13 protein-coding genes and 1 pseudogene are annotated in these 13348 nt (G+C 56.9%); 3 read left to right on the forward strand and 11 right to left on the reverse strand.

The features are described from left to right. The first annotated feature begins 155 nt into the window (after positions 1–155). Entirely contained in the window at positions 156–1043 is an 888-nt protein-coding gene (locus tag NKJ57_RS27565; RefSeq protein WP_352513567.1) for a thermonuclease family protein, read from the forward strand. Positions 1044–1076: 33 nt separating this feature from the next. Here the strand turns inward: NKJ57_RS27565 and NKJ57_RS27570 are convergent, their stop codons facing one another. From NKJ57_RS27570 to NKJ57_RS27595, 6 genes and pseudogenes are all read right to left on the reverse strand, one after another. Further along, positions 1077–2231: a DUF4236 domain-containing protein gene (locus NKJ57_RS27570; protein ID WP_352513566.1), complete on the reverse strand. Its 1155-nt coding sequence runs from the start codon at positions 2229–2231 to the stop codon at positions 1077–1079. Between the two features lie 59 nt (positions 2232–2290). Continuing rightward, positions 2291–3331 carry an OmpA family protein gene (locus NKJ57_RS27575; RefSeq protein ID WP_352513565.1) on the reverse strand — a complete coding sequence of 347 codons (1041 nt, stop codon included), beginning with the start codon at positions 3329–3331 and terminating at the stop codon, positions 2291–2293. Beyond that, positions 3328–4641, reverse strand: coding sequence for a hypothetical protein (locus NKJ57_RS27580; RefSeq protein ID WP_023672193.1), 1314 nt, complete (start codon positions 4639–4641; stop codon positions 3328–3330). The genes NKJ57_RS27575 and NKJ57_RS27580 overlap by 4 nt, the downstream gene beginning before the upstream one ends. Then, positions 4641–5459 (reverse strand): hypothetical protein, encoded by an 819-nt coding sequence (locus NKJ57_RS27585; RefSeq protein WP_352513564.1) that lies wholly within the window; start codon positions 5457–5459, stop codon positions 4641–4643. Before NKJ57_RS27585 ends, NKJ57_RS27580 begins: the two co-directional genes overlap by 1 nt. Then, a complete protein-coding gene (locus NKJ57_RS27590; RefSeq protein WP_023706372.1) occupies positions 5452–6885 on the reverse strand; it encodes a hypothetical protein in 1434 nt (477 codons plus the stop codon). Before NKJ57_RS27590 ends, NKJ57_RS27585 begins: the two co-directional genes overlap by 8 nt. A 293-nt stretch (positions 6886–7178) precedes the next feature. Next, positions 7179–7649, reverse strand: a pseudogene (locus NKJ57_RS27595) (IS1595 family transposase); the annotation flags it as partial. A 90-nt stretch (positions 7650–7739) separates the two neighbouring features. Between NKJ57_RS27595 and NKJ57_RS27600 the strand changes: the two are divergent. Beyond that, entirely contained in the window at positions 7740–7943 is a 204-nt protein-coding gene (locus NKJ57_RS27600; protein WP_023731283.1) for a DUF6471 domain-containing protein, read from the forward strand. 55 nt (positions 7944–7998) lie between these two features. Here NKJ57_RS27600 and NKJ57_RS27605 read toward each other — a convergent pair whose 3' ends face one another. After that, positions 7999–8667, reverse strand: coding sequence for a hypothetical protein (locus NKJ57_RS27605; RefSeq protein WP_352513563.1), 669 nt, complete (start codon positions 8665–8667; stop codon positions 7999–8001). A 22-nt stretch (positions 8668–8689) separates the two neighbouring features. On the opposite strand from NKJ57_RS27605, the gene NKJ57_RS27610 reads away from it, so the two are divergent. Beyond that, on the forward strand, positions 8690–8926 hold the full coding sequence (locus NKJ57_RS27610; RefSeq protein WP_352513562.1) for a hypothetical protein: 237 nt from the start codon (positions 8690–8692) through the stop codon (positions 8924–8926). 269 nt (positions 8927–9195) lie between these two features. Here the strand turns inward: NKJ57_RS27610 and NKJ57_RS27615 are convergent, their stop codons facing one another. From NKJ57_RS27615 to NKJ57_RS27630, 4 genes are all read right to left on the reverse strand, one after another. Continuing rightward, positions 9196–9693 (reverse strand): hypothetical protein, encoded by a 498-nt coding sequence (locus NKJ57_RS27615; RefSeq protein ID WP_023706369.1) that lies wholly within the window; start codon positions 9691–9693, stop codon positions 9196–9198. Between the two features lie 1001 nt (positions 9694–10694). Further along, positions 10695–11312 carry a nitrogen fixation protein NifQ gene (locus NKJ57_RS27620; RefSeq protein ID WP_502900547.1) on the reverse strand — a complete coding sequence of 206 codons (618 nt, stop codon included), beginning with the start codon at positions 11310–11312 and terminating at the stop codon, positions 10695–10697. Positions 11313–11634: 322 nt separating this feature from the next. Then, the gene (locus NKJ57_RS27625; RefSeq protein ID WP_352513561.1) at positions 11635–11835 is read right to left on the reverse strand and encodes a ferredoxin; all 201 of its coding nucleotides are present in this window, start codon (positions 11833–11835) and stop codon (positions 11635–11637) included. A 41-nt stretch (positions 11836–11876) separates the two neighbouring features. Continuing rightward, positions 11877–13094, reverse strand: coding sequence for a cytochrome P450 (locus NKJ57_RS27630; protein WP_352513560.1), 1218 nt, complete (start codon positions 13092–13094; stop codon positions 11877–11879). Positions 13095–13348 lie beyond the last annotated feature (254 nt).

Consider the following 13348-nt stretch of genomic DNA (forward strand, 5'->3'; position numbering starts at 1 on the left):
ATTCCGAGAAAACTTGTAGGCTCCAGCGCGGAAAGATGGTCGTGTTTACGGAAAAGGTAACTACAAAGTCGTGACTTCGGGCTGATCTGCGAAGGCACCATGATGTTCAAAGCGCCGAACTACAAGGCAAACCAGCGCCAGCGAAAAAGGCGCCTATGAATGGTGCAGAGGCACGTTACAAATCATGCAGCTTGCGTTTCGCAAAGGATCGGAAATTGAATAACAATCGCTATTCTCATCGTCGCCGCGCGCGACCAAGGCGCGGCGCTGAACCAATCGTCCGCAGACGTTTCTCTCCAGATGTGCGCTTGCCTCTGATCCTGGTGATCGTGGTGGCCTTGGCTGCTTACGCGACCCACTATTTTACAGGCTCGGGTGACCAGTTACGTGGTCTCGATATAGCAAACTCGGCCGGGTCGAGACGGGCGCCGATAGTAGGCATAGCATCGGTGATTGATGGAGACACGATAGAGATCCACGGGCAGCGCGTCCGCTTCAACGGCATCGATGCACCCGAAAGCCGCCAATACTGCAATGACGCTAGCGCACATCAATACCCCTGCGGGCGCCGGGCGGCCGAAGCATTGGCGAATTTCCTTGCGGCTTCGCAGCCTGTCCAATGCACATTTGTTTCATGGGATCGGTACCGTCGCTTCGTCGGTGATTGTCGGCGCGCGGACGGTGTCAGCGTCGCGTCCTGGATGGTCGAACATGGCCAAGCCTTGGACTGGCCCCGCTATAGCCACGGCGCCTATGCGCAACAGCAAACTTATGCTGAAACCGCAAAGGTTGGAATCTGGATTGGGACGTTTGACAACCCTTGGGATTGGCGCGAACAACATGCCGAATCTGCGAGCCCAACCAAAAGCCCCCTTGGGCTTGTCAGCCGTCGCCAAGTAGCACAGAGCTACTCATGCCAACCTCGCCGCTTGTGCACGCAGATTTCATCTTGCGAAGAAGCACGTTGGTATCTCGCCAACTGCTCATGGGGGAGCAAGTTGGATCGAGATAGCGACGGGATTCCGTGCGAAGGCGTTTGCTGACCTGGGCTCACGCTTTGAGCCCATCCCCAACCATCACTCCCTAGTGTGCGCATTTAGAGTTATGAATTGGCGGTCGGAGCTTCGATGCAATTGCGCGAGTGCCGATAGAGCCTGGCAAAAGGGCTGGCTGACGTTTGTCTTGGAAAATTCCACCAACTCGTTAAGTCCGGACGGGCTAGAAAACCGCAACGCTTCGTAGCGGCATACAGGGATCTGCCGATTGTCTTTGAAGCGCTTGTCAGGCCCGCCGTTTTTGTTTGGGTGAGCCCAGGTGTAGCTCACGATCTCCGCATCAGATGGAACTTTGCCGGTCTCGATAAAATTACTCGGGGCGAATTGGGTCTGCAGATCGGCATATCCGACTGCGCCGTATCGGTTTCCGTCCTTCACCAGCACTAGGTCAGGCATGAAGAAGAGCACCTGCCGACCCACATGGATTGAAGGAGGAGTAACGTTGCTGCGTACAACCTTCGGCAAGGAGCTTGTAAGTGTCGTGGGCTTTTTGTCGACCAGCATGCTGGCCCCGGCATTTCGCTTCCAAGCAGTCAGATCCTCTATCTTGCCGCCGGCAGCGACATGCCATCTCCCTGCGCAGCCGGTGAGAGTTTCGAACGCGCCGACAAGTCGCCCGTAGGCGGCCTCCGCGTCTTTTTCCAGATCGTAATAGAGCACGCTCACCCGGCGGTAACTGTCAAACCATTTGCCAATGAGCATACCCGGCACAAAGGCACAGATGCCCAGCACCGGCGCGGCACCTCCGAGCTTGGTCCCCACAAGGAAACCTGCAATCCCGAACAAAACCGCGAGTGCTACGGACAGCCGCGTCTGCGATTGCCTGGCATTGATTTCATCGAGCACATTGGCGAATGTCTCGTCACGCATTTCCACCACATCGCGGGACTCGATTTCTCTCATCACGACGCCGTCAGAGACGTATTCCGGGCGCGAGGATTGTGGACGGGGTTGCGGCGCAGATGGGGTCTGAGAGAGCTGAACTACCTTCTTCGCGCTGGCCTTGCCTAAAGTGCCACGATAGTAGAGCCCACCCACGCCGGCGTGGATGTAGTGACCTCTTGGCCCAGTGCCGATGCGGAGGCCCTTCACGCCAACGGAAGCGCCAACCCCACCGGACGAAAAGTTAAAGCGGAATGGTCCCGCACTGATCGATTTTCGAACGTAAAACCCCATAGCCCAATCCCCCCAACTCAACTGCCGTACCGACTAAGGCGCCAGTCTCTCGTCCCCATTCATGGCTTGGCGCCACCAACCGTCGCCAATTTTGATCGCTGCCTCACCCTAATCTCGATGCGCCTTCGAGCCCGGACATCGCCAATCTGCGCTCCGTCGGTGAGATGATCGCCGGGCATGATGAGCTGACCACCAGACATCGGCAAAATCGTAAACCCCTTTAATGCGGGCATGTCACTGAGCACACTTGTAACTGAAATCGCGCGGGCCAGCCCAAGACCGGCATTGTCGGCGGGATGGAGTGAGCCGATTTCCACTTTCCCTGACAGGACCGGTTGGAGCCCCTTGTCCATGTTGGAGGATTCGCCCGCCATTGCCTGTTCGTCCGTGTGTCCAATTACCTCAATCACGTCGACACCGTACGAGGTCGCAGTCCCGGCGATGGTCTTCGCAAGATCGCGCAACTTTGTTTTGAAGGCATTCGAAAGCTCTGCGCTTCCGGTATCGAAATTATAGCCATCCAGTTCGCTGAGACTGATGATCGGCGGCCAATCGTGAGGTTTTGCTGCTTGCGTCGGCTCTGCAGCCTCCTTGAGCACATCAGCCAGATCCTGCAGCCCTTTGTCGGTGCCGGCGTAACCGAATTCTCTCAAGACCTTCGCCGCATCTATCATGGCCTTGGTCTGATCAATGCTTATGTCGTTGTCCGCAAGGACTTTCGTGACAGGGGCATTTCGCACGACCTCCTCCAGAGAAATACCTGCTTCCTTGACCGACTTAACAGCATCCTTGGCCAGGACCAGCTCGCGCCATTGTTCGTCGGGAACGGTTCCTCCCCTCGTGGGCTGAAACACCGCTTTTATCTGAGCCAGAAGCCGCTTGTTCTCGGCTTCGAGCCTCTGCACGTTTTCCTTGTTTGATTGAGTGGCTCGCAGTGCCTCATCGGTCTCTTTCTGCTTTTTCGTGATGATAGCACCGGCTGCTAGCAACAGGCAGAACACCAAAAGCAGCATCGTCTCGGCCATGGTCAGGCCCAGTATCAAACCGCGGCCAAAACCCTTGCGCTCGAAGGCGACCGAAGTCCCGCCAGCGTCACTCACCTGCCCCACCAACTGGTTCGCTTAGGCGGTTCCGTTCGTTCGGCGGGAGGCTCGCTTCCCAGAGTTTGGAAAGCGTCTGGTTGGGGCTCAGGCTCGACCCGAATTGGTGCGCTCTCGACGGTGTCATTTGCGGCCAGATCTGCCAGTGGCTGTTCAATCGCGATAGGAGCGTTGAGAGGGGGAACAGGCCTCGGCGCGTGAAGGGTTCTTCCTGCCAAGGTTGCGACAAGGTCTCCGGTGTCCTTGCTTTGCTTTTGCACCACTGCGGCAAGCGCCTGGGTCAAGCGTTGTTGCGCTTGGACGCTCTCCGCTGTTTGCTCTGCGGCTGCCACAGCCTTTTCCACACCTGCGGCCACTTTAGCCACAGCATCAACGATGCCCGCCATGCGGGCTTGCTGTTCCTGCGAAGCCGTCTCTGTTTTGACAGCATACTGAGCGACCGCGCTGCCAAGAAGTTTCACCATCGGCGCCAGATCGTTCTTAAGGACCTCATCAGGGACGACAACCTTCTCCAACTTGGTGGCTACGCTTTCGGCCTGTTCACCCAGTCTGCCAACTGAAGAGGACATTGAGCTGTTGGCTTTGTCGAGCAGATCGGCTGCCGCCTCGACGCGCTGTGCGATCGACGAGAACTGACTTTCGATCTGCCCAAAATTGTGGCTCAAAGCATTGCTGAGCTTTCCCGAGGCCTCTTGAACTGGTCTGATCGATTCCATCGCGATTTTATCCAGGGCCGATCTTATGTGCTCTCCGTTCCGCTCCGCTTGAACGGCGATTTCGGCAAAACCCTCCTCCAACATCTGATTGCTTACGCGGCGAAAGTCAGCGAATTCCCTGGTTACACTTTCCATCTCGGCTCTTACACGCCGCGTCATATCCGCGAGTTCGTGCCTGACCGTCCGTTCGATGTCGGCAGGATCGCGGCGCATCTGATTGTAAAAGATCCGCAAAGCAATGCCCGTGATCGTCGACGTCACCGCGATACCAAAGTTCCTCACGATTGTGTCGGTGGATCCTTCGGAACCAAACTGAAACAGCGATACGCCGAGACTCGTCAACGTAAACAGGAAACCCATGTAGTAGAGATTGTCGCCTGTTTGCTCATCGTGGAGCCGTAGCTTGCCGGTGAAGACGGACGCGGCAAGATAGATGAGCATCAGGCACACCGGTGCGCTCGCCGCCATTATAGGGTCTACGCCCGACAGCTTGGCTATTGCGATGAACACGCAGCCACCCAGGGTTAGCGTCGCAAAGACGAAAAGGGGCAGGCTCGGATGTCCTAAGAACGACTCCCCTCGCTTCTTGGCCATTAGTTTAACCCCTCCAACCCTACCAGCTTCTCAAAATCACCATGATGGCTTTGAACCCACCGGGTCCAGAACTCTGCATGTTCGAAAGAGCCAAATGGCTTCTTCGCCCTATCGACGTAGAGTATCGTAAACCCGACGCCATCGAGCGATGTCCCGTAAGTCCTGTCAGCCGCGCTATCAAGGTACTTCTGATAATCGAGACCCGAACGATATTGTGAGTACAGCGCCGTATGTTCGATCATATCTGACGCGACTATTATTCGCTTAGCGGTCTTCTCTTTCGCCAAACTGCTATCGAATAGCGACAGTTTGATTTTCTGAATTCCGGCCATGATCGGAGATTGGCTCGCGGATTCTCCATTGGGAATCTGGTCGGGAAGGTTCGTCAAAGGGTCCTCGAACGCATCTTCCCATTTCTTCTGCCGCCGAGACGGATTGTTCGTCCAGCTGTCGACCGTCAAGCCGTCGCCCGGATTGCATCCATCAAACATCACAGTCAGGTCGCCGGGCCTCGCGCCCAGCGTCAATATCTTGAGATAGCCGCCAGGCTCGATGCGCCCAATGGTCTTGCGGAATTCATTCTTCAGATCCGCCATGGTTATCGGCGAAATCGGGTCGGTGGCGTCGATCAAGACCGCTGTCAGGCTCACAGGTCCGTTCAGTGGGCAATTCGTGCTGATGTCGATTTGGTCCTTCCCGGATCTCGACCACATCCAAACAAAACCGGCCAGCATCACAGCCGACAGCACGGCCAATCCGGCTGCTGCGACAATTGTGCCGCCACTGCCTTTCTTTCTTCTGCGACCCCGCCTAGCCATTCACGCTATCCGGATGAAGCTTGTCGAGATCTCGGTACTGTTCGATCCCGCGCTCGCATTCCAGCCCGATGAGCCGCACCTGAGCGTTGAGTTCTTCCTGCGCGTCACGAATTGAGGCGCCCAGGTCCTTCTCGCTCCATTCATCGTCGGACGATATCAGGGGTTTTATGCGCTCAAGTTTGTAGGGTGTGGCAAAATGTTTTGGCGCTGGCTCTGTGCGGGCCTGGAAATTGGCCTCCCTGTACTTTGAGAGAAGCTGGTTGCAGGCTCGCTCCAGCTGGTCTTGATGCTGCGCAAAGAGCGTCAGCAGCCTCGACCGATGGTCGATGATCGCTCGATGCTCCCTGCGTCTGCTCCCCAGCCGCTTGACGATGTCCTCCACCTTCTCGTTGTGCTCATCGCGCACCTCTTGCAGAGCCTCGATGAGCTCGCTCTTGCGCTCGATGTAGTCTTCCCGGCGAGCCACCAATCTGTTTTCGACACCCGCATAGCCCGGGTATGGGTCGAGAACGAACCAGCCGTCGATAAACGCAAAGATCGAAAACATGAGACCAATGCCGAACAGAAGCCAGGATTTCACGTCCATAAGGCCAGCCGGATTGGCGAGCATGCTGCGCACGACCTCGACGCCGGCTCCGTCCACAAAGGACCCGCTAACCTCGCGGTAATGCGCAAGCGCTAGGTTTATGGTCAATGCCAAGCCGATATAGGCCACTATCGACAGCGCGCCGATCAACTTCACAAAAAGCGATCTGTGAGTCACCAGGCGTGCACAGAATATTGCGAACAGCAGAGCGGCGCCGATGTTCAAAAACGAGAAAGCGGCGGCTTCGAGGAGCCCGCCAAAGAATCCCTGTTCATTTCCCTTTGCGAGGAAATTTCCGTTCATCGCCGTTTCAATGAGGAACAGGAAGATTAGCAGGGACACTCGGAAAACATGGGCCGCTCCGTGTTGAACCCTCACAGCCCGGACAAGCCCGTGCTTCTGTTTGAACCAGTCGTGTTCTTTCTCCGCATCGTTGAGCGATTTGCGCAATCCGTGAAGTTCGTCCAGGCCCACCGCGATCGAGGCCTTGAAATCGGAAACACTGGCGGCGTTCGCCTGACGGATCAGACCAAACTGCTCTTCAAAGTCGAGGCCAGCCAATCGGCCGGAGAGTAGCTGTAGGCTGTCTTCGAGTGTGTGATGTGCGGCCTTCTTTTCGTCCTCGACCCTCTCGATAACTGTGTGCTCTATATCGTCGAAATTCTTGGCCGTTTTCGGGGGCTGGTTAGCCTCGCCTCGCTGCGTTCCACGACCTTCAAGATCCATTTCGCGATCAATTTTCGCGACATCCAAGCTATTGAACAATTGGGTGCTGGCGCGGAAATCGTGATTTGCCTCTAGTAGAGACTCCCGCAGTTTATTTAGCTTTTCGAATTTTATTCCCACAGCACCGCACCCATTTTTGTACCTCTGCCCGCACAAATGGCTTCTATGCACAGTAGAAGCAAAGGGCAACTGCGTCTTCGCAACTTTGCGGTCCACTGCTCACGAGACGATCGTCTGATGTAAAAATGACAACGATAGCTGCCGTGGCAAGCGGACTTGGGCCAATGAATAGGCCAGGCAGCATACTCTTCTCCGCCGGGCTTTGTGGCGAAGGAACTGAAGATCACGCCAATGAGCTGCTAAAAATCGACTCCAGAGGCGTTCGCGCAGTAGCAGAAGCGCGCGCCCGCGGCGCGCACCACGCCACCAAAGTAAGCGCCGTCAATCTCGACCTCGCCTTCAAGGGTTTCGTTCTTGGTTTCAGCCGACAGGCTTCGCGCAGCTTGTGAGCCAGCACAAAGGCGGTCTTGTACTGCACGTCCAGATCGCGAGAGAACTGGACCGCCGACATGCCCTTCGCGCCGTTAACAAACAGGCAGATCGCGGCGAGCAGATCGACAAACGACAGCTTGCGCCAAGGCGAAGATCGTGCCCTCGTAACCGAGAACTGCGCCCCCGCAAGCGGCGCACTTGAACTTGCGACGGGTCGGAATGTCGTAATGATCCAGGCACCCGCATTTCCGGCAAACAGGCTCGCCTTGAGTCGAAGCCCAGCGAAGGCGCTTGAACGCGTCGTAAGCCTTTTCCTCGCCACCCTTGTAAATCTCTTTCAGAGAAAGGGAGCGGCTTTCGGCGGAAAGGAGGAAGTGTTGGGCTATTGTCATCATATCCGGTTATATGCGGGGCTTGTATCGCCAAATACAGGGGCCTGTACCACCGACTGTGATGATATTTTTTGAGGCGAGGCTATGGCAGGCAAGGACGACCCGCAGACCGTCGAATACGAGACGAAAGCCAAGAACCTTTTGAAGTCAGAGTTGAAGCGGAAGGGCGTTACCTATGCCCAACTCGCCGAAAAATTGGCGACTATGGACATTCACGAAACCGAGCGTAATTTGAACAACAAAATAAGCCGGGGGGCTTTAGCGCTGCGTTCTTACTGCAATGCTTAGACGCTATCGGGGCATCCTCATTGCGGCTTTCGGAGTAGTTTTACTCGGGGCGGCTTTACCGCCAGACGAGCGCAAGAGCACTCAGCCCCAACATTCCGAACAGCATCAAGAGACCATAGGCAACCCTGTTGCGGCAAGCCGTCCGCCAGTCCAACAGGCAAATGAACCCCCAAGTTACACTAACCCATGCCAAGCAGGTCACGATGATCGCAGTTCCGATCTGTGTGCCCAGTGGAACGCTGCCGACGCTGCCCAACAGTCGGCGAACTGGACCACCATTGGCGCTATCGTGGGTGCTTTCACGCTCGCCGCTGCTATGGCCGCTGCTTACTACGCCAAAGAGGCTGCTAGGCACACCCAGCGCAGCGCCGACATTGCCGAAAAGGCTTTGCTCGATATCGAGCGCCCGTATTTGTTCGTCACCGCCACCAAACCGTTGGTGGGGGTGACGCACGATTGGGCTGACAAGCCCGACAACAAAAGACCAATTCCGGAAGCGGCATACTCGATCAAGAATTTCGGACGCACTCCTGCCATCATAAACGAGATTCGGGCGAGCCTCCGGCTTTGCAACTTGCCGCCAACTCCGCATTACCATCCCGGAGAAATCAATGACGTTGAACGGGTGCTCGGGGCAGACGATGCTCTTAGCCCTGCAGCTTTTGATCGCGGCGGCCCTATCACAAACAATGTGCTGAATGAGCTTTTCCTGTCCGATACTCACATAGGGGCGGGTTCCCTTCCATATGTATCTGTATGGCGAGATCACTTATACGAGCGTCAACGGGATCACCGACCAATTCGGATTTATCTACCGCTACTCGCCTCCCGGCAATACGTTCCATTTGCAGGACATTCCCGGCTATCGCCACCGTGACGTGAAGAAACATAAGCAAAACGATGACTTATCGGCCTTAGACTTGCTCCGAACGCGTAAAAGCGGCCTCGGGCGGTTGCAAGATCGCTACAATGTTTATTTTTGATATCCGCTCGGTAAGGCGCTTTTCGCTTAAGCAACTAGGCGTTCTCACATTTTTTGTTCATGAGCAAGGCGTTACACAACTTGCCTACGAGGCGATAGCGCCTTAAGTGTCAACGTTTACATACGCGAAAGTGCCTAAACATCCTGCCTGCTGCGGATGGAAAAACGCTGACTGTAAAAGCCCGCCAACCTTTCGGCGGGCGGGCTTCCACTGCCGGAACTGGAGAGTGTCATGTCGACAGCCCCGACAGGTCGGAAAGGGGTCGCTGGTTAGCGGCGCGAGATCAGCAAGCAGAGCCGGCGCAGCTCACGATCATAGGTGTCTTCGTTGCTAAGCACTTCGACGCAGCGCTTCTTCATCCGAGTGACCTGGGCGTTCGACATATCGCCGACAACGCTAGCCAGATTCGGGTTGCTCGAAGCGGTCGGGTTGCTGGGGTTGGCGGCTGGATTGGTTCCAACGCCGACATTTACGTCGGTACCAACCCCGGTGACGACACCGACATTGGCGCGGCCGGTGCCGATGGAAGCAGTCGCTCCGCCAGTGCCGCCGACGGAGGCTGCGGCATTTGCCCCAGAACCGCCTAGGGATACGCTAGCCGTAGCGCCGCTGTTGCCGCCCACATTAGCGCTGGCGCCTCCGCTGCCAACGGATACCCCGCCGACGCCTCCGACATTAATTCCAGCTGCAGTCGCTGGCATGCAAAGAATTACGAGAACACATCCGGCAGTCAGACTGCCCGTAAGAATTTCAAAAATTCTTGCCATAGTACGCCTCCTTGTTGCCCTGCAAAGGATGGGACATTTTTTGGGACCTACGGACCCCATAGTGACGCACTAGAGTTGAAAAACAACTTAACGGCCCGCGAAAGATACGTTCTTGGATCATTACTTGGTAATTCTCAGGAGTCAGATATAATAAAATTTTACTTTGGCTCCTACGTGATTTTTCCATTTGTCAGATAATATCATTCCCTAAGCACTCCAGGTGCGGTGCAACAAGGTTCAGGGATGACCGTCCGGCGATCAGTAAGCGGCTACTACCGCCGATCGGACATACAACGCTGTATTAGCACCTTTTGACGAACCCGACCGGCGGGCCGAGCCAGAATCCCGTCAGCGCAAAACCTGCGAAATCGCTTCCGATGCTCGCCATTGACTAGCACGGAGGAAGTTCTGAGCGCCAAACACGGTGACCATCAACCCACGGCCGCTGGTAACTGTCGACGTCGAGCATTTCGCCTGGTTGAAAGCTATGTGGCGCCGAAGCGGAAGAAAACACTGCAGACCCCGTTTCCTAAAATCGTGTCAGGGCATTAGCAGTGACGCCGAGCGGCCGCCGACCTATCGATTAACTCGGTCCGGAGCCAGAGCGTTATAAAGGAGCAAACACGCCAGAAGTGAGATGACGCTGCCTAGCAGTTGGTCTGCCGTCAGGCCGGAAAAATAAACGAGATCGAGCGCCAGTACAGCCATCGCTCTAGCCACTCATGAATTGGAAAACCTAACGAGCTGGTCACCAAGTCCGGCCTGCTCAAGATCGCGCAACGTGTCCTCCAACTCCTTGCGCTTGTAACGATTGATGATGCCGGCTTAGGTTGTGGCGGCATCTAACAAACATTCGACTCGCGCCTGCCATGACGACGACCCGCCGAAGCGAGCATCGCGAGCGCACAGTATTCAAATCCCCCAAGGCGTCCGTCGAGATTTGACAACAGACAGATGGCGCGGCGCGAGCTCTGACGCTGTACGACTGACGCAAGCGGCTCTCAGTCCTGGGCGTTGTCCTTGGTCCGTGTGAGGCGGCTTTCGCCTTCCTCCGGGCCGAAGCAGCTTTCGAAATCATTGCAGTCCCGGCAACTGGGGGAGCTGCACAGCGAAAAGCCTTCGGCCTCGCAGAGCTTTCGGTAAAAGTATTTTTTCCATTTCATGTTTTGGGTGTTGCCGGCCGCCAGCGTCGGAAAATGCGAGGCGAGCAGGCGGGCGAGGTCGGTTCGATTAAAAAGGCCAAGGTCCTGCCAGAGATGGTCATTACGCATGGCACGCCGGGCGATGATCTTGGCGAAGCGAGCGCTCGCCGGATCGCCCGGCCGGGCATGCGCCAGCAGCAGTCCGCGCAGAAGTTCTTCCTCCAGATCCGGCTCGGGCTCGCTCACCTCTTCCAAGGCAAACGCGTTGATGGGAATAGCAGGGAAACAGCGGGCCAGGACATCGCGCAGCTCGGCGCGCGAAAGGCCGGTTGCCTCCGTCGCCGTCGCCTCGCCGGCCTCGATCTCCTCGAGCGCACGTGAAAGCACACAGGCAAGCACATGCTGGTCGAACCTCCTCTCCAGCTCGATCTGTGGCCATTGGCCGGTGCTGAGCCGGGCATAATGTTGGGCAAATATGGTGCGTTCTCCTGGTTTCGCCCTATCAAATCATGCGGAGACCCGGCCTGCCGCAACATGGGTCGGGCAGTTCTTCGGTACGGCACTCCGGGTCGCCTCGCGTCGAGTAGTTCGGTAATTCTCGTCTGGTCCATCGGCTCTGGCGCAAATTCTGTGATTCGAAGAGGTTCGCGAACCCCTGCCCTGCCGTTTGCGCCTCACGGGGAACACTGGCGCCGGAATTGCCCCGCAGAGTTGGACGTGAACCGTGCGGGACAGAGGTCGCGTGCTGAGTGCGGCCACATGGTTCAAGCCGCCAGACTCACGGTTGAATGAGGCCGATTCAAAACGCGCAGCGGGTGAGAGCCAGCGCACGTTCAGGACAGGATCGCGCGCCTCGTAATGCAGGCAGCTCCTCCCCTTCCGCAACTTCAATGTCACCAGGCAGGATGTAACCCTCGTCATCAAGCTTGAAGATGTCCGGCGCTTGCGCCGCGCATCGCGCGTGACCCTGGCATTTGGCATTTTGGACGATGATGCGCATGGCGCTGCCTCCGTTGTCGGTGCCCCGGCTCGGGGCGCGGCCTAAGACCAGTCCAGGATCAAATTCTCGATCCCGAACACATGGCCGCCAGAGGTTATGGGTGCCGTACCCCTCTTGATCCTGAAAGCCGGGATGCGCGCCAGCCACTCCTCCAGGCCAATGACAATCTCCCGCCGGGCAAGGTGTGAGCCAAGGCAACGGTGGGGACCATAGCCAAACGCTGCGTGGCGGTTGTCCTCCCGCTCCAAATCAATCGTGTTGGGGCATTCGAATTCCGCCGGGTCACGATTGGCAATCATCGTGGCGCAGGAAACATAGTCCCCCTTCCGGATCGGCGCGCCTTCGAAGTCGATATCTTTCGTGGCCACGCGGATCAACTGAATGGGCGGATAGGCCCGCAGCAATTCTTCGGTTGCGAGCGGGATGCGGTCCGGTTCGCTCCGCAGCAATTGCTGATCTTTGCGGTTGCGTGCGAGGTACGCCAAGTCAAAGCCTATAGCTGCTGCGACCGTGTCAAGCCCAGCGACGAAGACAAGCACGCCGATGCCGCGGACTTGGGTGTCCGTCAGCCGGCGGCCCTCGACCTGTGCCTGCACGATAAAGGTCATGAAATCGTCAACCGCCTCGTCGCGGCGCATGGCTGCAAGTTCGTCGATGAATGCCACGATCGTCCGGGCAGCCACAGGTCGTTCCTTATCGTCGCCGTGGAGCAGATCTTTCCCCCAGCCAACGAATGTATCGAGTCGGTCATCAGGCAACCCCAGAAAGCGAAGAAAGGTGCTCACCGCGAAAGGAAAGGCAAAATCCTTCATCACCTCGCAGCTTGTTCCCGACGCGGCGATTCTTTCGATCAGCTCGACCGCCCGTTCGCGGACAGCCGGTTCCAAAGCCAACACCCGCTTTGGCGAAAGCAGCGGATTGAGCAGTGAGCGAAAGACGCCATGGGCCGGTGGATCGAGCTCAAGCGGGATCGTCGGCCAGTTCTCACCCAGTATGGAGGAGAAGATGCTGCGATGGCTGGAAAAAGTCTCTGCGTCCTGCAGCACCTTCCGCTGGTCCGCGGCACGGGTGATGACCCAGGTACCCCGGCCATCTTGCGTGTTGTAGCGGGAGTAAAAGATCGGAGGCCCGTCATGTACGCAAGCGACAGCTGCGTGTGGATCCCCGTTGGGTGTTGGTGGCATCCCTGGCGATGTAAACAGGCTGAAGTCCCTCACCATTTCGGGCGGGACATGATCTGGAACGGGGTTGGTCGCCATTTTGTTTTCTCTACATTGGCGTTCATGGCTCAATTGAGATTGCACCGCTGTTCATAAAGTCGATTTCCAGCATGGGCACGTCTCTTGTCGGGCGCCTTCTAGATTCTGTCGCCTGATACAGCCCACCTGCACCAGCGCGGATGAGATGGGTTGCGAAGTCGATCAGAGGGGCATCTCCGCGGCGCTCCGGTCATGAAGCAAAGCGGCCGCTTATCCCCGTTAGGGTTGAGAGACTGGTCAATCACCTCTGCCCT

The sequence above is a fragment of the Mesorhizobium sp. M0077 genome (assembly GCF_040322955.1).
In the GTDB taxonomy this organism is placed as follows: domain Bacteria; phylum Pseudomonadota; class Alphaproteobacteria; order Rhizobiales; family Rhizobiaceae; genus Mesorhizobium.